Source organism: Pigmentiphaga kullae (assembly GCF_004216695.1).
Lineage (GTDB): Bacteria > Pseudomonadota > Gammaproteobacteria > Burkholderiales > Burkholderiaceae_B > Pigmentiphaga > Pigmentiphaga kullae.
This window is the reverse complement of record NZ_SGXC01000002.1, coordinates 1,560,421-1,580,731: the sequence shown is the minus strand read 5'-3', so window position 1 is coordinate 1,580,731 and position 20,311 is coordinate 1,560,421. Positions and strand designations below refer to the sequence as shown.

General features: G+C 68.4%; 19 protein-coding genes. 15 read left to right on the top strand and 4 right to left on the bottom strand.

Going from position 1 to position 20,311, the window contains the following annotated elements; all coding sequences use genetic code 11:
- Positions 1-40 precede the first annotated feature (40 nt).
- A complete protein-coding gene (gene gudD / locus EV675_RS21785) occupies positions 41-1,390 on the bottom strand; it encodes a glucarate dehydratase (protein ID WP_130359710.1) in 1,350 nt (449 codons plus the stop codon).
- A gap of 37 nt (positions 1,391-1,427) precedes the next feature.
- The gene (locus tag EV675_RS21780) at positions 1,428-2,399 is read right to left on the bottom strand and encodes a Bug family tripartite tricarboxylate transporter substrate binding protein (protein WP_130359708.1); all 972 of its coding nucleotides are present in this window, start codon (positions 2,397-2,399) and stop codon (positions 1,428-1,430) included.
- 279 nt (positions 2,400-2,678) lie between these two features.
- Here EV675_RS21780 and EV675_RS21775 point away from each other — a divergent pair, with 279 nt between their 5' ends.
- The 4 genes from EV675_RS21775 (at position 2,679) to EV675_RS21760 (ending at position 6,100) form a co-directional block, all read left to right on the top strand.
- On the top strand, positions 2,679-3,653 hold the full coding sequence (locus tag EV675_RS21775) for a LacI family DNA-binding transcriptional regulator (protein ID WP_130360304.1): 975 nt from the start codon (positions 2,679-2,681) through the stop codon (positions 3,651-3,653).
- A gap of 67 nt (positions 3,654-3,720) precedes the next feature.
- The gene (locus tag EV675_RS21770) at positions 3,721-4,587 is read left to right on the top strand and encodes a ParB N-terminal domain-containing protein (RefSeq protein ID WP_130359706.1); all 867 of its coding nucleotides are present in this window, start codon (positions 3,721-3,723) and stop codon (positions 4,585-4,587) included.
- 134 nt (positions 4,588-4,721) lie between these two features.
- Positions 4,722-5,870: a DUF4382 domain-containing protein gene (locus tag EV675_RS21765; RefSeq protein WP_130360302.1), complete on the top strand. Its 1,149-nt coding sequence runs from the start codon at positions 4,722-4,724 to the stop codon at positions 5,868-5,870.
- Positions 5,871-5,890: 20 nt separating this feature from the next.
- Positions 5,891-6,100: a hypothetical protein gene (locus EV675_RS21760; RefSeq protein ID WP_130359704.1), complete on the top strand. Its 210-nt coding sequence runs from the start codon at positions 5,891-5,893 to the stop codon at positions 6,098-6,100.
- A 62-nt stretch (positions 6,101-6,162) separates the two neighbouring features.
- On the opposite strand, the gene EV675_RS21755 is transcribed toward EV675_RS21760, so the two are convergent.
- On the bottom strand, positions 6,163-7,272 hold the full coding sequence (locus EV675_RS21755; protein ID WP_130359702.1) for an alkene reductase: 1,110 nt from the start codon (positions 7,270-7,272) through the stop codon (positions 6,163-6,165).
- A gap of 282 nt (positions 7,273-7,554) precedes the next feature.
- On the opposite strand from EV675_RS21755, the gene EV675_RS21750 reads away from it, so the two are divergent.
- From EV675_RS21750 to EV675_RS21725, 6 genes are all read left to right on the top strand, one after another.
- Entirely contained in the window at positions 7,555-8,637 is a 1,083-nt protein-coding gene (locus tag EV675_RS21750) for an HPP family protein (RefSeq protein WP_242621534.1), read from the top strand.
- A 186-nt stretch (positions 8,638-8,823) separates the two neighbouring features.
- A complete protein-coding gene (locus tag EV675_RS21745) occupies positions 8,824-10,482 on the top strand; it encodes a putative bifunctional diguanylate cyclase/phosphodiesterase (RefSeq protein WP_165404702.1) in 1,659 nt (552 codons plus the stop codon).
- Positions 10,483-10,502: 20 nt separating this feature from the next.
- On the top strand, positions 10,503-11,990 hold the full coding sequence (locus tag EV675_RS21740; RefSeq protein WP_130359696.1) for an HDOD domain-containing protein: 1,488 nt from the start codon (positions 10,503-10,505) through the stop codon (positions 11,988-11,990).
- Entirely contained in the window at positions 11,987-12,991 is a 1,005-nt protein-coding gene (locus EV675_RS21735; RefSeq protein ID WP_165404701.1) for a DUF2157 domain-containing protein, read from the top strand. The genes EV675_RS21740 and EV675_RS21735 overlap by 4 nt, the downstream gene beginning before the upstream one ends.
- Positions 12,988-14,025, top strand: a complete 1,038-nt coding sequence (locus EV675_RS21730; RefSeq protein WP_130359692.1) for a DUF4401 domain-containing protein — start codon at positions 12,988-12,990, stop codon at positions 14,023-14,025. The genes EV675_RS21735 and EV675_RS21730 overlap by 4 nt, the downstream gene beginning before the upstream one ends.
- Entirely contained in the window at positions 14,018-14,533 is a 516-nt protein-coding gene (locus EV675_RS21725; RefSeq protein ID WP_165404700.1) for a GDYXXLXY domain-containing protein, read from the top strand. Before EV675_RS21730 ends, EV675_RS21725 begins: the two co-directional genes overlap by 8 nt.
- Positions 14,534-14,553: 20 nt before the next feature.
- Here the strand turns inward: EV675_RS21725 and epsC are convergent, their stop codons facing one another.
- Positions 14,554-15,474, bottom strand: a complete 921-nt coding sequence (epsC, locus tag EV675_RS21720; RefSeq protein ID WP_130359690.1) for a serine O-acetyltransferase EpsC — start codon at positions 15,472-15,474, stop codon at positions 14,554-14,556.
- 196 nt (positions 15,475-15,670) lie between these two features.
- On the opposite strand from epsC, the gene EV675_RS21715 reads away from it, so the two are divergent.
- The 5 genes from EV675_RS21715 (at position 15,671) to EV675_RS21695 (ending at position 20,307) form a co-directional block, all read left to right on the top strand.
- Positions 15,671-16,822, top strand: a complete 1,152-nt coding sequence (locus EV675_RS21715) for an ABC transporter substrate-binding protein (protein WP_130359688.1) — start codon at positions 15,671-15,673, stop codon at positions 16,820-16,822.
- Positions 16,823-17,061: 239 nt separating this feature from the next.
- Positions 17,062-17,943, top strand: a complete 882-nt coding sequence (locus tag EV675_RS21710; RefSeq protein ID WP_130359686.1) for a branched-chain amino acid ABC transporter permease — start codon at positions 17,062-17,064, stop codon at positions 17,941-17,943.
- 15 nt (positions 17,944-17,958) lie between these two features.
- Positions 17,959-18,816: a branched-chain amino acid ABC transporter permease gene (locus EV675_RS21705; RefSeq protein ID WP_130359684.1), complete on the top strand. Its 858-nt coding sequence runs from the start codon at positions 17,959-17,961 to the stop codon at positions 18,814-18,816.
- A 1-nt stretch (position 18,817) separates the two neighbouring features.
- Positions 18,818-19,597, top strand: a complete 780-nt coding sequence (locus EV675_RS21700) for an ABC transporter ATP-binding protein (RefSeq protein ID WP_130359682.1) — start codon at positions 18,818-18,820, stop codon at positions 19,595-19,597.
- On the top strand, positions 19,594-20,307 hold the full coding sequence (locus tag EV675_RS21695; protein ID WP_130359680.1) for an ABC transporter ATP-binding protein: 714 nt from the start codon (positions 19,594-19,596) through the stop codon (positions 20,305-20,307). Before EV675_RS21700 ends, EV675_RS21695 begins: the two co-directional genes overlap by 4 nt.
- Positions 20,308-20,311 lie beyond the last annotated feature (4 nt).

The following is a 20,311-nucleotide window of genomic DNA, read 5'->3' as shown; positions in this document are numbered from 1 at the left end:
CTTATGCAAGTCGAATGGTTGGCCGCGCCCGCGGCCTTTTTCAGCGGACCAGGCAGGGCTTCTTGTTGTCGAACCTCCAGCCAGGCATCAGGTATTGCATGGCCATGGCATCGTCGCGAGCGCCCAGGCCGTGCTGCTTGTAGAGTTGGTGCGCCCGCTCGACCGCCTCCATGTCCAGCTCGATGCCCAGTCCCGGGGCCTGGGGCAGTTCGACGTGGCCATTGCGGATCTGCAGCGGATTGCGCGTCAGGTTCTGGCCGTCCTGCCAGATCCAGTGCGTGTCGAGCGCGGTCACCCGGCCTGGCGCGGCCGCGCCGACGTGGGTGAACATCGCCAGCGATACGTCGAAATGGTTGTTGGAGTGCGAGCCCCAGGTCAGGCCGAACGCCTGGCAGGTCTGGGCGACGCGCACCGAGCCCTGCAGGGTCCAGAAGTGCGGATCGGCAAGGGGGATGTCGACCGATTGCAGCGACAGGGCGTGCGCCATTTCCCGCCAGTCGGTGGCGACCATGTTGGTGGCGGTCGGCAGTCCGGTCGCCCGGCGGAATTCGGCCATGGTCTCGCGGCCCGAGTAGACGCCTTCGGCGCCGCAGGGGTCTTCCGCATAGGCCATCACGCCGTGCATGTCGCGGCACAGGCGGATGGCGTCGCGCAGCGGCCAGCCGCCGTTGGGGTCGAGGGTGATGCGCGCCCGGGGAAAGCGTTCGTGCAGGGCGCGGATGGCCTCGATCTCTTCCTCGCCGCGCAGCGCGCCGCCCTTGAGCTTGAAGTCCTCGAAACCATAGCGCCGGTATGCGGCTTCGGCCAGCCTGACGATGGCCTCGGGCGTGAGCGCTTTTTCATGCCGCAGGCGCAGCCAATCGTCCTGGGCATGCGGCGCGCTGTCGTACGGCAGCGGGGTTTGCGTCCGGTCGCCCACGTAGAACAGATAGCCCAGCATCTGCACCGAGGTGCGTTGTATGCCTTCGCCCAGCAGCGCGGCGACGGGCACGTCCAGGTGCTGGCCCAGCAGGTCGAGCAGGGCCGACTCGACGGCCGTCACGGCATGGATCGCAACGCGCAGGTCGAACGTCTGCTGCCCGCGCCCCGCGCTGTCGCGTCCGGCGAACGCGTTTCTCATCTGGTTGAGGGTGTGGGTGTAGCGGCCGATGGAACTGCCCTCGATGAAACCGCGTGCGTCTTCCAGCGTCGCGCGGATGTGTTCGCCGCCGGGGACTTCGCCCACGCCGGTATGGCCGGCGCTGTCGGTCAGGATGACCAGGTTGCGGGTGAAGTAGGGCGCATGGGCGCCGCTCAGGTTGAGCAGCATGGAGTCGCGGCCGGCGACGGGGATCACGCGCATCCGGGTGATGGCGGGCGTGCGTCCGGCTGCCTGGGAAGAATGATGCATGGTCGTTTCTGGTCCGCTGGGGCGTTCAAGGGTTGCATTACTGGATCGAGATGTTTCCCGCTTCGATCACCTCCTTCCAGCGGGCGCTTTCCTGCTGCTGGAAGCGTGCGAATTCCTCGGGCGAGTTGGCCACGAGTTCGAGACCGACGTCGGTGAAGGGTTTGCTGACCGCAGGATCCTTGATGGCGCCCGTCAAATCGGCGGAAATCCGGTCGCGCACGTCGGTCGGCAATCCCCTGGGGGCGACGACGGCCTGCCAGGAATAGACCACCAGGCCAGGCACGTCGGCCTCGGCGAAGGTCGGGATCTCGGGCAGCACCGGCGAGCGCCTGTTGCCCGTGACGGCGATGGCCTTGAGCTTGCCCGCCTTGATGTGGGGCAGCACGGCATTGACGTTCTGGAACGACATGTCGACCTGGTTGCCCAGCAGATCGGCGATGGCGGGCGCGCCGCCCTTGTAGGGGACGTGCAGCCCCTTGGTGCCCGTTTTCTGCCAGAACAGTTCCGCGGTCAGGTGGTCGGACGAACCCGCGCCCGAGGTGGCGAAGCTGACGCCACCCGGCCTGGACTTGAGCAGCGCGAGGACGTCCTGGACATTGTTGATCCTGGGCGCCAGCGACGGGCTGACCACCAGCACGTTGGGCGCCTGGACGGCGACGGTGAGATAGGTGAAGTCCTTCGCCGGGGAGTAGGGCAGGCCTTTCATCAGATGCTCGGCGACCACCAGCGGCGCGAGCGAGGTCACCATGAGGGTGTAGCCGTCGGGCGCAGCACGGGCCACCTGCGCGGCGCCTATCGTGCCGGTGGCGCCGGCCTTGTTCTCGATGACGAAGGATTGCTTGAGCCGCTCCTGCAGCTTGTTGGCGACGGCGCGCGCCACCGAGTCCGTCGCTCCGCCAGGCGGGAAGGGGACCACCATCGTCACCGGCTTGTCGGGCCAGGCGTGGGCGGTGCCGACCGCCGCCAGCAAGGCCGTTCCAACTATCCATCCGCGTGTCTTGCCGTTCATGTCGCCTCCGTATTTTTTAATAATGTTAACGTTAACAATCGCGGATATCAGCATTAATCATCGTTTGTTAACGTTAACATCCGGATGTGCGAAATGTATGGCCCGAGGCCGGGCGCGCGCCATAGGGGGAAACCCAGGCCGCCCGGGCCTCTTGCCGCTTGCGCGCCGGGTTAGCCTTCTGTCTCATGTGTCATTCGAATCGCTCGTATTTTTATCCCGCCGATGTCCGCGTCTTCCCGTAAACCTGCCGTTGCCCCTGCCCCGCGGGGGCGTGTGACCGTGCGCGAGGTGGCGAAGGCCGCCGGTGTCTCGATGATCACGGTCTCGCGCGTCATCAATACTCCGCAACAGGTTTCCCCCGCCACGCTGGAGCGGGTCCATGCCGCGATCGACGCGCTGGGCTATGTGCCCAACCTGATGGCGGGCGCGCTGCGCCTGTCGCGCAGCCATCTGGTGATGGTGCTCGTGCCGTCGGTGGCGGGGTCGCTGTTCGCGGGCATGCTGACGGCCTTGACCGAGTCGCTCGGCGCCAAGGGCTACCAGCTCATGGTGGGGCAGAGCGGCTACGACATGCCGCGCGAGGATGCATTGCTGCGGGCCATCATCGGCCGTCGACCCGATGGCCTCGTGCTGACCGGCGTGATGCATTCGCCCCAGGGACGCCAGTTGCTCCAGGCTTCCGGCATCCCCATCGTCGAGACCTGGGACACCACGGCCACGCCCATCGACATGCTGCTGAGCGTCTCGCACCAGGAGATCGGGGCGGCCGTCAGCCGTTATCTGTTCGAGGCCGGCAAGACCCGCCAGGCGGTGCTGAGCGGGGACGATGAGCGGGCGCGGCTGCGCGCGGACAGCTACGTGCGCACGGCCATCGAGCTGGGCCTGCCCGAGCCGGTGGTGCTCCATCTTCCGGCGCCCACCACGCATGCGCAGGGACGCGAGGGCCTGCGCGCGCTCCAGCGCACCGGCAGAGACGTCGATGGCGTCTTCTGCACCTCCGACCTCATGGCCGCGGGCGTGATCACCGAAGCCATGGCCCAGGGGCTGGCCGTGCCGGGCCAGTTGGCGGTCATCGGCTTCGGCGACATGGACTTCGCCGCATCGATGTCGCCCTCCATCACGTCGGTGCACGTGGACGGCGCCGCGATCGGGGCCAAGGCGGCGGAGATGATAGCGGCCCGGGCCAACGGGCAGCGGCCGGCGAAAGCGGTCGTGGAGATCGGCTTTCGCATCGCGGCGCGCGAAAGCGCGTGATGCGTCCGGGACGGCCGCGCGCCACCGGGTCGATTACACTCCCGGCCGATCCGCAATGAAGGTTTGCATGGACATAGAAATCAACGAAGAACTGCGGGCCTACATCGACCCGCTGAGCGAAGACGAGTACGCCGCGCTGGAGGGCAGCCTGCTGGCCGAAGGCTGCCGCGATGCGCTGGTGCTGTGGGGCAACGTGCTGGTCGACGGCCACAACCGCTACGGCATATGCAGGAAGCACGGCATCGAGTTCCGCACCGTGCAGAACACGGCCTTCCAGTCGATGGACGACGTGCGGCTCTGGATGATAGACAACCACCTGGGCCGGCGCAGCATTTCCGACTACCAGCGGGGCGTGCTGGCCTTGCGCAAGAAGGACATCCTGCAGGCCAGGACGGCGGCGCAGGCGCCGGCTCCCGCGGCCTCCGCGGACGCGTCCGAGGCGTCGCCCGTGCCGCAGGGCGGCGCAGCCGCCGAACCGGCCCGGCCCCCCCTGGCGACGCGCGAGGCCGTGGCCCGGGCCGCGCGGCTCAGCACCGCGACGGTCGGCCAGATCGAGCGCATCCAGAAGGCGGCCGCGCCCGAGCTGGTGGCGGCGGTCAAGTCGGGCACCATTTCCATCAGTGCGGCGGCGGCGGTCGCCACGCTGCCTGCCCAGGAGCAGGTCGTGGCCGTTGCCGGCGGCAAGGACGAACTGCGGCGCGCCGCGCGCCAGGTGCGCGAGAAGAAGGCCAGGGCCCGGCCGGCCGAAGAGGCGCCGCAGGGCGAAGGCGGCGAGGAGCCGGCCGATCTGCCGCCCGAGAGCACCGACGTGGGCGAACTGCAGGGCCTGGTGCGTGCGCTCAGGGCCGAGAATGCCGACCTGAAGCGAAAGGTGGCGAACCTGACCGTGGCGCTGAAGGAGGCGCGCGGCCCGAAAGCCGAGAGCCGTATGTAACAACGGTTTCCCGCCCGACTTACAGAGCTTACACATGGATTACACGCCTCCGACATCACCAGCCGTATGCTCGCCCCGCGTTCACGCTTTACCGAAAGGAGGTCGTCGTGGCGAACAACAGAATTCCGTATGGCATGCTGGCTCTGGGGTGTGCGGGAGCACTGGGATTGGCGGCATGCGGGGGAGGCGACGGTTCGTCCGCTCCCGCCCAGGGCACGCTGCAAGTCTCGATGACCGATGCGCCCGCCTGTGGCTTCGATCATGTCTATGTAACCGTCAGTAAGATCCGTGTGAACGGCAATCCGAACGTCGACGACAGCGGGTCGGGCTGGGTCGATATTCCGGTGACGCCCGCCCGGCGCATCGATCTCCTGTCGCTGACCAACGGCGCCATGGCCACCTTGGGCAAGTCGGCGCTGCCGGCAGGCGACTATCAGCAGATCCGCCTGGTATTGCAGGCCAATGCCGGCAAGCCCTATGCGAATGCCGTGGTGCAGACCGGCGGCGGCGGGGACGAGATCGCGCTGACCACGCCCAGCGCCTCGCAAAGCGGCTACAAGATCATCCGGCCGTTCACCGTCGCCCCGGATACGCTGACCGATCTGGTGCTGGACTTCGATGCCTGCAAGTCCATCGTCGCGCGCGGCAACGGCGGCTTCAATCTGAAGCCCGTGGTGACCGCGATCCCCATCGTGGTGAGCGGCAAGGTGGTCGGCTATGCCCCGGCCGGGTCGCGTGTCTATGCCGAGCGCGGCGGCGAGGTCGTCAAGGGCACCGTGGCCACCAGCGAAGGCGCGTTCACGCTGTCTCCCATCGAGCAGAGCAGCACGACCGGCAACGTCGACGTCGTGGTGGTGCCGCCGGCATCGGCCGCGCGCGGCGTGGGCATCATCCGTTCGGTGCCGGTGGTGGCCGGAGCCAGCACGACGGTCTCCACGGCGACGGCGCCCATCGCTCCGCCGCCGTCGGCCTTCAACACCGTGTCGGGAACCGTGACGCCGTTGAGCGCCGAAGCGTCGCTGCGCGCCTTGCAGACGACGGGCGGGGCGAAGTTCGAAGTGGCTTCCACGTTCGCCAGCATGACGACCGGTGCCTATGGCATGAACCTGCCCGCCGCCGCACCGGTGGTCGGCACCTACCAGACCACGCTGCCCATTCCCCTGGTCCCGGACGCGACCGCGGCGGGGCGCTACGCGATAGAGGCCACTACGTCGACGGGCGCGGTGAAGTCCTCGTCCGTCGACATTGGTACGGGACCGGCAACGCGGGACTTCGCGTTCTGATCCGTACGCAAGGAGCAATCATGAAATCCATCCTGACCGCCATCGCCGCCGCGACCGTGCTGGGCGGATGCGCGGTGTACACCCCCGGAGGCGCCGTCGTGGCGCCGGCGCCGGGGTACTACTACGATTCGCCGGGGTATTACTACGAGTATCAGCCGGCGTACCGGGGCGGCTACTATCCCGGGCCGCGCTTCTGCCCGCCGGGGCAGGCCAAGAAAGGCCGCTGCTAGCGCGGCCGTGCAGGGGGGGGCAGCCCAGAGCTTGCCCCCCCTGGTTTACCTGTCCGGGTCGATCAGGCCAGTGCCGGGTAGTCGATGTACCCTTTTTCCGTGCCGCCGTAGAACGTGGCGTTGTCCGGCGCATTGAGCGGCGCCTGTTCGCGCAGGCGCCGCACGAGGTCCGGATTGGCGATGAACAGCTTGCCGAAAGCCACGAGATCCGCGGCCCCGCTGGCGACCGCCTGCTCGGCGGCCGCGCGGTCGTAGCCGTTGTTGGTCATCCACGCGCCCCGGCCGCCGGCCTGGGCGTAGGCCGCTTTCAGCGCGGCGTAGTCGAACGGCGCGTCGCCCTGGCGGTAGTCGCGGGCGCCGCCCGTCGCGCCCTCGATGACGTGGACGTAGGCCAGCCCGTAGCCGGCCAGCTTGCGCACCACGTAGTCGAACAGGGGCTGGGGCTCCGGATCCGAGGCGTCGTTGGCGGGCGTGACGGGCGAGATGCGGATGCCCGTGCGGCCGGCCCCGATTTCGTCGGTGATGGCGTCCAGCACTTGCGTCAGCAGGCGCGCCCGGTTCTCGATCGAGCCGCCATAGGCGTCGTCGCGATGGTTGCTGCCCGAACGCAGGAACTGGTCGATCAGGTAGCCGTTGGCGGCGTGCAGTTCGACGCCGTCGAAGCCGGCTTCGATGGCGGCGCGGGCGGCGCGCCGGTAGTCGGCGACGATGCCGGGCAGCTCGTCGAGCCGCAGCGCGCGAGGTTCGGAAGTCGGGGCGAAGCCGCCTCCGTCCGGCCCGATCAGGTAGGTCTTGGCGTTGGCCCGGATGGCCGAGGGTGCCACCGGCGCGCCGCCGCCGGGCTGCAGCGAGGTATGCGAGATCCGGCCCACGTGCCAGAGCTGGACGACGATCTTGCCGCCCGCGGCGTGGACCGCGTCGGTCACGCGCCGCCAGCCGGCCAGTTGTTCTTCCGAATACAGGCCGGGCACGTCGGCATAGCCCTGGCCCTGGTGGCTGATGGCCGTGGCTTCCGTGATCAGCAGGCCGGCGCTGGCGCGCTGGCTGTAATAGGTGGCCGTGACGGGCAGGGGTACGGCGCGCGGCGACCGGTTGCGGGTCAGCGGGGCCATGACGATGCGGTTGGCGAGCTGCAGGTCGCCGACGGTGATGGGGTCGTACAGCGTGGTCATAGAGAATCCTGGCTAGGCGGGGAGGCGAAATATATCGATGAATCGCGAATCTTATATCGTTAAATGACGATATATGCTCATGCCCGTGGTGCCAGAGGGGTTATCCGGCGGCGGTGACGCCCGGCAATCCGGTACTATGCCCGGCTGGTCTCCGTCTGCCGTGCCGTTGTCGCCGTCGTTCCAATGTCCGATCGTTCCGCTGCCTCCCGGGTTTGCGCGTCGCTTCCCGGTTTCTCCCTTGCCACGCTGCGTTCCTGGCTGGCTTCCTTCCGGCCGGGCCGCATGCGCATCAACGGACGGGAGCGCCTGCGCATCGTGCTGGGCGCCCTGGCCGGCGTCCTGCTGGCCGCCTGGGCGAGCCGGACGATGGCCGGCAGCCTGGGGAGCGCCGCGTGGATGGTCGCGCCGCTGGGCGCGAGCGCGGTGCTGGTGTTCGCCCTGCCGGCCAGCCCGCTGGCCCAGCCCTGGTCGGTCATCGGCGGAAACACGCTGTCGGCGCTGGTGGGCATCATTTGCGTCAACCTGATCGGCGATCCGGTGCCGGCGGCCGCCCTGGCGGTGGGGGGCGCCATCGTGGTGATGCTGTCGCTGCGCTGCCTGCATCCGCCGGGCGGCGCCGCCGCCCTGACCGCTGTGCTGGCCCAGGCCGCGGACTACCGCTACGCGCTGTTCCCGGTGCTGGCCAATTCGGTGCTGCTGATCATGGCCGGCCTGGCCTACAACAGCCTGACCGGACGCCGCTATCCCCACGCGCAGGCCAAGCCCGTGCCCGGCCCCCGGTCCCGCTTCACCGCGGCCGACCTGGATGCCGCGCTGGCGCACTACAACCAGGTGCTGGACGTCAGCCCCGACGACCTGGAGAACCTGCTGCATCATGCGGAAATGGCCGCCTACCGGCGCAGCCTGGGCGAACTGCGCTGCCGCGACATCATGACGCGCGAGCCGCTCAGCGCCACGCAGAACATGCCGCTCAAGGAGGCCTGGGCCCTGATGCGCCAGCATCGGATCAAGGCGCTGCCGGTGATCGACCAGGCCCGCGGCGTGGTGGGCATCGTGACGGTGGCCGATTTCATGCGGCAGCTGGAGATGGACCAGCCCGAAGGATGGGGCGGACGGCTGCGCGCGCTGATCGGCCTGGCGCCGGGCGGCGGCGGGCGCCCCCGGGTCATTGCGCAGATCATGACCCGCCATGTCCGGGTGGTCAGCGCGAGCCGCTACGTGATCGAGCTGATCCCGCTGTTCGCCGACGGCGGCCATCACCACATTCCCGTCATCGACGAGGAACGCACGCTGGCCGGTATCATCACGCAAACCGATCTTGTCAAGGCCCTGTCACGGGCGGTTGGCGCCGGAAGAGAGGCCTGATTCGGCGTCTTTTCCGCGGCGAAGCGCATCTCAACTTGGCTGCGGGCCCGCCGTTAATACCGTTGCAAGTACGTTGACCGGAGACAGGCCCCACTATCGTCCAGCTGTCCAGGCGTGGTTCCGGGTCTCCCTTGAGCCCGTCCCTCCATGCGACTTGATACCTTAGACCGCGTTTGCGCCGATCCGGTGGCCTCTTTCGAGAGCGCCATCGATTTCTTCGCGCGCATCGACCAGCAGGGCCGGTTCCTGTACATCTCCGAGCCGGGGCTCGCGTTCATCGGCTATCACCGCGAGTACCTGCGCATCGTCACGCTGCGCGACCTGGTCCCGCAGGAGGACGCGCCCCTGCTGGAAGCCTGCCTGCGGCAGGCGCAGCAGACGGGCGAGGTGCAGAAGTGCACGCTGCACCTGATCAAGACGCTGACCTATCCCCGGCTGGTCGAGCTGCGCGTCGCGCCCGACGCGACCGGGCCGGGGCAGTTGCTGGTGGTCGGCCATGACGTGTCGGCCTGGGCCGACAACGAGCAGTGCCTGACCTACGCCATGTACCACGACGTGCTGACCGGGCTCGACAACCTGGCGTCGGCGCGCCACGAGATCGAGCGGGCCAAGCAGGAAGCGCTGGACAAGGGCTACCGCGTGGCCCTGCTGCAGATCGACATCGACGAGTTCCACCGCGTCAACCAGGCCTTCGGCTACGAGGCCGGCGACCGCATCCTGCACGAGACGGCGCTGCGGCTCAAGAGCGCCTGCCACGCCCGGGAATTCGTGGCGCGCTGCTACAGCGACGCCTTCCTGATCCTGCTGCGCAACGTGCCCGACCGCGACTACGTCGAGGAATTCGCCCGCCGCGTCTCCGACGCGATCCAGCTCCCGTATTCGCACGAGGGGCAGACGCTGCAACTGTCGGTGCGCATCGGCGCCGTGCTGTTTCCCGACCGGGCCAACGGCTGCGACCAGCTGCTCCACCACGTGGACGAGGCGCTGGCCCAGGCGGGCCGCAATCGCGGGTACAGCTTCGCCTTCTATGAACGGCGCGCGGCCGGCAACCGGCCCGACACTCTCAGGCTGGAATCCGACCTGCACAGCGGCATCCGCAACGGCGAGTTCTCGCTGCACTACCAGCCCATCGTCGAGGCGCGCAACGGCGAGGTGACGGGGATCGAGGCCCTGATGCGCTGGCATCATCCGGTCCTGGGCGCCGTCTCGCCGGAAATATTCATCTCGCTGGCCGAGTCGGCCGGCCTGATCAACTTCCTGGGCGGCTGGGCCCTGAAGAACGCCTGCATGCAGCTCATGCAGTGGGACGCGCGCGGCATCCACCTGCAATACGCCAGCGTCAACGTCTCGGCCCAGCAGTTCCGCGACAAGCGTTTCCCGGCGGCGGTGCGCGAGGCCTTCAAGCTGACGGGGCTGGCGCCCCGGCGCATCGTGCTCGAAATCACCGAAAGCGTGCTGATGGAGGATCCGGCCCACGCCAAGACCCTGCTCGAGGAATTGACCGATCTTGGCGTGCGCTTCGCCGTGGACGACTTCGGCACCGGCTATTCCAGCCTGGCCTACCTGCAGAGCTTTCCGCTGGCCGCGCTGAAGATCGACCGGCGTTTCATCAGCAACCTGCCTTCCTCGCGCAACGACCAGGCCATCGTCGATGCCATCGTGGGCCTGGCCGGCACGCTGGGCCTGGACCTGGTGGCCGAGGGCGTCGAAACCCAGGCCCAGCGCGACCTGCTGGTGGCCAGCGGCTGCGAATTGATCCAGGGCTGGCTGGTCTGCAAGGCCCTGCCCATCAACGAACTGGCGCACAAGTTCGAAACCGGCGAGCTGCGGCCGCTGGCGAGTTGACGCCGGAACACGGATTTTTCATGCCGGACATCCAACAACGCCATGCGTTGACCCGCAAGCTATGGTCGCGCATCAACGAGCGCGGCGACTTTCCGCTGCTGTCCGACTCCCTGCGCGCCACCATCTCGGCCATGAAGGGGGACGACCACGACATCACGGCGCTGGCCCAGATCGTGCTGTCGGACTTCACGCTGACGCAGCGCGTCATCCGCCTGGCCAACTCGGCCATGTACATGGCCTTCGGCGGCAACATCACCACGGTGTCCCGCGCGCTGGTCGTGCTGGGCATCGAGGCCGTGGGACACCTGGTGCTGGGGCTCAAGCTGGTCGACCATTTCCAGCAGTCGCACCTGCAACTGCAGCGGCTGGACGCCAAGCTGGAGCTGAACCGGGCGATGCTGGCCGGCTGCGTGGCGCGCCGGGTGTGCGAGGTGCGCGAGCTGCTGACCAGCGAGGAGGCCGTGGTCTGCACGCTGATGCGCCAGCTCGGCAAGCTGCTGTGCATCTTCTATCTCGAGAGCGAGTGGACCCAGATCCGCGAACATGCCCTGGAATACCGCCGCACCGAGGATGAGGTGTCGGCCGAGGTGCTGGGCATCAGCTTCGAGGAACTGGCCGAGGACGCCGCCGAGCGCTGGGGGCTGCCGGCGGTGATCCGGCGCGGCATGGAGCCCTTCGACCTGGCCGGCCTGCCGGCCGACCAGGACATCGTGCTGGACCACGACCCATGGCTGTGCGCGGTGGCCAGCTTCTCGGTGCAGATGTCGCGCAGCATGACCATCGCCGGTGGCGACGTCGAGCTGCGCGAGCGCCGGATGCGCGAGACGGTGCAGCGCTATGCGCGCGCGCTGGCGGTCGAGCCCGAGCCGCTGTACGAGATCATGGAGGAACTGACCCGCGAGCGGGCCAGCCAGCGCTTCATCCAGGAAATCGACGACCTGCACGCCGAATCGACCCAGGGCGGCTCGCACAACGCCGAGCGCACGCTGCGCGAGGGCATGCGCGACCTGCGCTCGCTGCCGTCCGAGCACCACCTGGGGCCGGTGCTGGCCATGGCGTCCGAGGCCATGCTGGCCGGCATGCAGTTCTCGCGCACCATCGTTTTCGTGCGGGATCCCCGTCGCCATACCTTCGAGGCGCGGCTGGGATTCGGCCGCGGCATCGAACAACTGCTCCCCCAATTGCGCTTCAATGAGATATTCTCGGTAGACGTCTTCCACCTGGCCATCACCAATTCAGTGGGAATCTTCATCGAGAACGCCTGCGATCCCAAGTTCAGCGTCCACATCCCGCGCTGGTTCCGCGAGGCCGTGCCCGATTCGCACGCCTTCGTGCTGCTGCCCGTGCGCGCCGACAAGGACACCGTGGCGCTGATCTACGGCGACTGGAACAGCGCACAGCTGGCTCGCAAGATCCTGCCCGAGGAAATGGCCGCCCTGAACGAGCTGGCGCGGGAATTGGGCCGATTCTTCGGCCATGCCCGTACGGCGGCTCGCGAAGCGCCTTGAACGGCGGCCGCAGCATCGTGCATCGCCAGTTGATCGAACTGGCACGGAGAAAGGTGTTGTCGGCCCAGGCGGCCGAAGAAGGGCTGCGGTTGGCGGCGGTGCTGCCCGACGGGCCGGCCTGGCGGCGCTTCCTCGAATACGTATGCGCCTATGGCGGCGCGCTGGCTTGCGCCGCCGGCATCATTTTCCTGGTGGCCTTCAATTGGCAGGAATGGCCGCCCATCGCCAAGTTCGCCCTGTTGCAGGCCTTGCTGGCGGCGTCCGCCGCGGTGGCCTGGCGCCTGGGTACGGCGCGCCCGGCGGGCCGGGTGGCGCTGCTGTTCGCGATGATCCTTTGCGGCGCGCTGCTGGCCTATCTCGGCCAGCACTATCAGACGGGGGCCGACAGCTACCAGTTGTTCCTGGCATGGGGATTCCTCATCCTGCCCTGGGTGGCCGCCTCGCGGTCGGCCGCGGCGTGGGCGCTGCTGCTGGTGCTGGCCAACCTGGCCGTCCAGCTCTACGTGGGGCGCTTCTCTCCTTTCCTGCTGGCTGCGCTGGACGGCGGATGGCCGCATCCCTGGCTGTTCTGGCTGGACCTGGCCGCCGTCGCGGCGGCCGAAGGGCTGGGCGGCCGGCTTGCCGACGGTGGCCGGCTGCGTTTCCTGCCCCGGCTGGCCGGCGTGCTGGCGCTAGCCATCATCGTCAGCGCGCTGGTCGGCGCCATCCTGGACCAGGCGCGCGGCGGAGGCATCCTGGCCTGGACCACGTTGGCCGCGATGGTGCTGGTCCTGGCCGGCGGTTTCCTGTTCTACCAATGGCGCCGGGACCTGCCCATGCTGACCCTGTGCTGCCTGGCGGCGATCGCGGTGGCGACGGCGGGGCTCGCGCGCCTGCTGGCTGAAGGCGATCCGGGGGAGCTCTCGCTGCTCGTCATCGGCGGCTTCCTGATCGCGGCTTCGGCGGGCGCCGCCGTCTGGCTGCGGCGCCTGCAGGCCCGGTGGGCGGGAGAATCCGCATGAACGGCCTGCCGCAGGTCTGGGACGCGTTGCGCCGGCAGGGGCTGGCCGAAGGCGACGTCCCGCCCGCGATGCCGGACGAAGCCGCGACGCCCTGGCATGTGCGCCTGATGCTGGGCGTATGCGGCTGGCTGGGCGGCCTGCTGCTGCTGGTGTTCGCGGGATTGGTCATGCCGGATCCCTTCGATTCGCACAGCCTGGTGGTGGTGGGCGCGCTGTTGCTGATCGTCGCGCGCATGCTGCTGCACGGCCAGCCGCCCGAACTGCGCGAGCAGTTCGCGCTCAGTCTTTGCCTGGCGGGCTACGGTGCCGTCGCTGTCGCGGGCGCGGCCTGGTTGTCCGTATGGGGGACTTTCCTGGCGGCAGCGGGACTGGGGCTGGTCCTGGCGGTCGTCATGCCGAATGCGATCGCCCGCTGTTTCGGCGTCCTGGCCTTGCTGCTGGCGGGCGAGGGGTGTTTGCGCGAGCTGGGCTGGCCCAGTCCCGTGCCGGCCATCGCGGCCTGGACCTGCGCGGCGGCCTGGCTGGAAGAGACCCGGTGGGCGCATCGCCTGGGACAGAGCCAGGCACCGCTGGCCTGGGGCGCGACGCTGGCGCTATGGGGGCTGGGCCTGGCCGGCGCGCTGCTGCCCGGCATGGACCTGTCGGTGCCGCCCGCCTGGCGTGGCCTGGCCTGGGCGGCGTATCTGCTGGCGGCGCTGCCGCTGGCCTGGGTCGCCTGGCGCCTGTCGGCCCGCGCGCGCCCGGCCGTCCGCGGCTGGGCCGCCGGCACCGCGTGCGTTCTGGTGCTGGTCGGGGCCTGGGTCCCGGGCGCGGCCTTCGGCCTGATGACCGCGCTGCTGGGCCATGCCCGTGCCCGTACCCCGCTCTGGGTGGGCGGGCTGCTGGTGGCGCTGTGGAGCATGGGGTGGTTCTACTACGCGCAGGCCTGGTCCCTGCCGCGCAAGGCAGCCGTGCTGCTGGCGCTGGGGGGCGTGCTGCTCCTGGCCTGGCGCGGCATCGTCCGGCTGGGCGCGCCCGAGGCCGGCCATGAGTGAACGCATGGTCCGCTGGCTGATCGCCGCCGGGCTGGTCCTGGTGCTGGGCCTGGTCAATGCCTCGATCTGGCGCAACGAATCGCTGCTGGCCCGGGGGACGCTGGTGTCGCTGGAACTGGCGCCGGTCGACCCCCGGTCGCTGATGCAAGGCGACTACATGGCGCTGGACTGGGCCGTGGCGCGCGAACTGCGCCAGCGCCTGGGCCAGGGACTGCCCGCCTCGGGAAGCCTCGTGGTCCGGCGCGAGGCCGGTTCCAGCCGCGCCGGACTGGCCAGGCTGGACGACGGCACGCCGCTGGCCGAGCGCGAAAGCCGGTTGGCCTATACCGTGCGGGACGGGCGGGTCAGGATCGTTACCGACGCCTATTTCTTCCAGGAAGGGCACGCCGCGGACTACGAGCGCGCCCGCTACGGCGCGCTGCGCGTGGGCGAGGACGGCCGCGCGCTGCTGGTCGGCCTGCAGGATGCCGACCTGGGCTGGCTGGGCCCTCGCGGCAAGCAGCCGTAAGGGTCCGCCGCCCGGCAGCGTCAGTCTTCCTGGTTCTTGGCCTGGTTGACGTTGGTGCCGGCGGGCACGCTCTGGGTCAGCCAGACGTTGCCGCCGACCGTCGAGCCCCGGCCGATGGTGATGCGGCCCAGGATGGTCGCGCCGGCGTAGATGACCACGTCGTCCTCCACGATGGGGTGGCGGGCGATGCCCTTGGTCAGCTTGCCGTCGGGATCGGCGGGAAAGCGCTTGGCGCCCAGCGTGACGGCCTGGTACAGGCGGACGCGTTCGCCGATGATCGTGGTTTCGCCGATCACCACGCCCGTGCCGTGGTCGATGAAGAAGCTGGCGCCGATCTGCGCGGCCGGGTGGATGTCGATACCGGTGGCCGAGTGGGCGATGTCCGAGATCAGCCGCGCCAGGAAGGGGGCGCCCAGCTTGTGGATGGCATGGGCCAGCCGGTAGTGGATGATGGCCTTGATGCCGGGATAGGACAGCAGGATTTCGGAAATGCTGGTGGCCGCCGGGTCGCCCTGGTAGGCCGCGTGCAGATCGCTGACCAGGACGGCGCGGATGGCCGGCAGCTGCGCGGCGAAGCGGCGGGTGAGCTCGACCGCCTTGCCCTGCAGGTTCTGCTTGTCGTGGGTGTCCGGCGCTTCCGAGAAGTACAGCGCGCGGCGAACCTGTTCACAGAGCAGATTGAGCGTGGCGTTCAGCGTGTTGCCGACGAAATAGTCGATGCTGTCGTCGGTCAGCTTGCAGCGGCCGTAATGCGTGGGGAAGAGCGCGGCCGACAGGCCGTCCAGCACGGTGACCAGGGCCTCGCGCGAGGGCAGCTCGCGCACCCGGTCCAGGTAGCGGATCTTGTGCTCGATCTCGCGCGAGGTGCGCAGCTGCTCGACGATGTCGGCCAGGTGCCATTCGGGAGCGATGTCCGGGGACGGCGTGTGCGGTAGGTTCATGACGGAAAAATGGGTTGCGTGGGCAATGCCTCCAAGCATAGTCGAAGCGGCTTTCCCCGCTAGGGGAAACCCTTTCGACTCGTCTGGTATGGCTCGAAACGGTAGAATATCGCCCCAAGTCGCCCGCGCATGGGGCTCGCGCCGGCCCGCGCCGCAGGAGTCCACGCACAAACGCGACACCTAAAGGGACACTCAAATGAACCGCATTCTCAGTCAATCGCTGGTGGCAGCGGCCGCCCTCGGCGCCGCTGCGTTCGCCCAGGCCGCCGAAGTCAAGATCGGCCTGGCGGCCGCCCTGTCCGGCGGTGCCGGCCAGTACGGCGCCGCCATCCGCAACGGCTTCCAATTGGCCGCCGACGAACTCAACGCCGCCGGCGGCGTCAACGGCAACACCATCAAGCTGGTCATCGAAGACGAACAGGGCAAGAAGGAAGAGGCCATCAACGTCTTTAAGAAACTGGTGTTCCAGGACAAGGTCGTGCTGATCTTCGGCCCGACGCTGTCCAACTCGGCCCAGGCCGCCGACCCGATCGCGCAGGCCGCCAAGACCCCGGTGTTCGGCACCTCCAACACCGCGGACGGCATCACCTCCATCGGCAACTACGTCTTCCGCAACTCGGTCACCGAGGCCGACGTGCTGCCCGAGACCATCCGCGTCGCCGCCAAGCACAACGGCATCAAGAAGGTCGCGGTGTTCTACGGCAACGACGACGTCTTCACCAAGAGCGGCTACGACAACTTCAAGAAGGCCCTGGAAGACCTGAAGATCCCGGTCACCACGACCGAGACCTTCGCCAAGGGCGACGTCGACTTCAAGGCCCAGCTGACCAAGATCAAGGCCACCAACCCCGACGCCGTGGTGCTGTCGGCGCTGATCGCCGAAGGCGGTCCCATCATGGTGCAGGCGCGCCAGCTGGGCCTGAACGTGCCCTTCATCGGCGGCAACGGCATGAACTCGGTCAAGGTGTTCGACCTGGCCAAGGAGCGGGCCGACGGCCTGTGGGTCGGCAGCCCCTGGTCCATCGAGAACGGCACCCCCGAGAACACCAAGTTCATCGCCGCCTACAAGGCGAAGTACAATGTGGCCCCCGACCAGTTCGCCGCCCAGGCCTACGACGCGATGCACATCGTGGCCGAAGCCCTGAAGAAGGTGAAACTCTCGGGCAAGCTGCAGGCCGACCGCGACGCCCTCCAGGCGGCGCTGCCCGCGGTGAAGATCACCGGCGCGACCGGAGCCTTCCAGTTCCGCCAGGCCAAGGGCGCCGCCGGCAAGCCCGGCGGCTACGATGCGGTCCAGACCCCCATCGTGATGGTCACCCGCGGCGGCCGCTACGTCATCGAGAAATAAGCGGCACCCGCGGAACCCGCCGGCCTTGCGCCGGCGATCCGAAAGGGCGCGGGACTCCCGCGCCCTTTGTAATAGCAAAGTAGGGCTCGTGCCCATTTTCCATTGGTAATCTTGCTGCTTCGCTCCTGTATCCGGCCCTGGCAAAAAGTAGGCCGCCCGATCCAGGGCGCCGAGGATCCGGCTCCGCCGGTCCTCCAGCGCCGCCCCCTGGGGGGCGCGCGAAGCGCGTAGGGGGGGGCATGTTTCAACAGCAACTCGTCAACGCACTATCGCTGGGGTGCGTTTACGCTCTGTTCGCGCTCGGTTTCACGCTGGTATTCGGCGTGCTGGGCGTCATCAATCTTTCGCACGGCGCGGTGTTCATGGTGGGCGCCTACGTGGCGCTGCAACTGATCACCCAGTTCGATCTGCCCCTGTGGGCCGGCCTGGCCGCGGCGGCGGCGGGCAGCGGCATCGTCGGCATCCTGATCGACGTGCTCGTCCTGAAGCGCCTGCGCAAGCGCAACGCGCCCCACCTGATACCCATGATCGCCACCATAGGCGTGGCCATCGCGCTCAACAGCGGCATGCAGGGCATCTACGGCGCCGCCAACATGCGCTTCCCGGCGGGCCTGGTGCCCGACGATGCCATCGAGATCGCCGGGCTGCACATGACCGTGATCGAGTTGGTCATCATCTTCCTGTCGTTCGCGCTGATGGCCGCGCTGATGGTCGTCATGAAGCGCACCCAGCTGGGCAGGGGGCTGCGCGCCATCGCCGAGTCGCCCAAGGCGGCCTCGCTGCTGGGCATCAACGTCGAGGGGCTGTTCATGCTGACCTCCTTCGCCGCGGCCGCCCTGGGCGGCGTGGCCGGCGTGCTGATCGGCCTCTATTCCAACGCGGTGTTCCCGCTGATGGGCCAGCCCATGCTGCACAAGGGCATCGCCGTCATCATCCTGGGTGGCATGGGCGACATCCGCGGCGCCATGATAGGCGGCCTGTTCCTGGGCTTCGCGGAAGTGCTGTCGGTGGCCTACATCGGTTCGACCATGCGCGACGCGGTGGCCTTCGGCCTCCTGTTCCTGATCCTGCTCGTCCGGCCGCAGGGCCTGTTCGGCAAGGTGCTGGAACGCAAGGCATAAGGACGCAGACAAGAAATGGAATGGTTCGATAACTTCTGGTCGATCTACAGCAACCTGGTGCTGACCCTGGGCACCAACGCCTTGCTGGCGCTGTCGATCTACCTGACGCTTTCCTGCGGCATGCTGGCCATGGCCAATGCCGCCTTCATGGGGATAGGCGCCTATACCGCGTCCATCCTGACGATGAACTTCGAGATGTCCTTCCCCGTGGCGCTGCTGGGCGGCATGGCCGCGCCCATGCTGGTGGCCTTCGTCATCGGCAAGCCCACGCTGCGCCTGTCCGGGGTCTATCTGGCCATGGCCACGCTGGGTTTCGGCGAGGTGGTCCGGGTCGTGATCCTGAACACGGAATCGTGGACGGGCGGCGCGCTGGGCCTGAACGGCATCCCGCAACTGACGCAGTGGTGGCACATCGCGCTGGCCGTGGCGCTGGCGCTGGCGGTCCTGTTCCGGCTGCTGCGCTCGAAGGTCGGCCGCGCGTTCGAGGCCATCAAGGAGGACGAGACCGCCGCCGGGCTGATGGGCATCGACGTCAACAACACCAAGATGCTGGCCTTCGTCCTGGGCGCGCTGCTGGCGGGCCTCGCGGGCGCGCTCAATGCCCACCTGACCTTCTTCATCGGCCCCAACGAATATGGTTTCGACCGGGGCGTCGAGATCCTGACCATGACCATCCTGGGCGGCATAGGCAGCCTGGCCGGGCCGGTGGCCGGCGCCGTGATCCTGACGCTGCTGCCCGAGACGCTGCGCGCGTTCAACGATTTCCGCCTCGTCATCAACGGCGTGATCCTGGTCCTGATCGTGCTGTTCCTGCCCAAGGGCATCTGGGATCCGGCGCTGCTGCGCAGCTGGTTCCGCCGGCGGAGCCACTGACATGCTGAAACTGCAATCCATCTCCAAGAGCTTCGGCGGCCTGCACGTGCTGCAGGACGTCAACATCGAGGTGCCGCAGGGGACGATCTTCGGCTTGATCGGCCCCAATGGCGCGGGCAAGACGACGGTGTTCAACCTGATCACCGGCCTGCTCGAGCCCACGGGCGGCTCGCTCACCTTCGACGGCCAGGATCTCGTGGGCGCCAAGCCGCACCAGATCACCCGGCGCGGCATCGCCCGCACGTTCCAGAACATCCGCATCTTCAAGGAAATGTCGCTGCTCGAGAACGTGGTGGTCGGCATGCACCGCCACCTGGACTACGGCCCCGCCGGCCTGCTGCTGGCACTGCCCGGCTTCCGTGCCCAGGAGCGCCGCGCGCGCGAACGGGCGCTCGAGCTGCTGTCCTGGGTCAAGCTCGAGCACAAGGCGCACCAGACCGCGGACAACCTGTCCTACGGCGACCAGCGCAAACTGGAGCTGGCGCGCGCGCTGGCGACCGAGCCCAGGCTGCTGCTGTTGGACGAGCCCGTGGCGGGCATGAACACCGGCGAGAAAGTGGACCTGATGGCCGAGATCGAGAACATCAAGGCGCGGGGCTACACCATCTTCATGATCGAGCACGACATGCGCTTCGTGATGGGCCTGTGCGACCGCATCGCGGTGCTGAACTTCGGGCGTATCATCGCCGAGGGCCTGCCCGAGGAAATCCGCAGCAACCCGATGGTGATCGAGGCCTACCTGGGCCGCGAGGACGACGTGGCGGACGAGGTGCACGCATGAACCCGCTGCTGAAAGTCGACGGCCTGAAGGTTTCCTACGGCCACATCGCCGCGGTCAAGGGCATCGATCTCGAATTGCGCGAGGGCGAGATCACGACGCTGGTCGGTGCCAACGGCGCCGGCAAGTCCACCACGCTGCTGGCGCTGTCGGGCCTGATCCCCAAGGAAGCGGGCACGGTCACGTTCCAGGGCGAGGACATCTCGCGCATGGCGCCGCACCGCATCGTCTCCAAGGGCATCGTGCAGGTCGCCGAGGGGCGCGCCATCCTGACCACGATGACCGTGCGCGAGAACCTCGAGCTGGGCGCCTACACCCGGCGCGACAAGGGCGGGATCGGCGCCGACCTGGACCGCGTGTTCGAACTCTTTCCCCGGCTGAAGGAACGCCTGAACGGCATGGCGGGCAACCTGTCCGGCGGCGAGCAGCAGATGCTGGCGATCGGGCGGGCGCTGATGGCCAAGCCGCGCCTGCTGCTGCTGGACGAACCGTCCATGGGGCTGGCGCCCATCATCGTGCAGGAGATCTTCCGCATCCTGCGCGAGATCAACCGGCAGGGGCTGACGATCTTCCTGGTCGAGCAGAACGTGCGGCAGGCGCTGAAGATCGCCCATCGCGGCTACGTGCTCGAGACGGGCGGCATCGCCTTGTCCGGCTCCGGCAAGGAACTGCTGGGCGACCGCCGCCTGGTGGAAGCCTACCTGGGCGGCTAGCCCC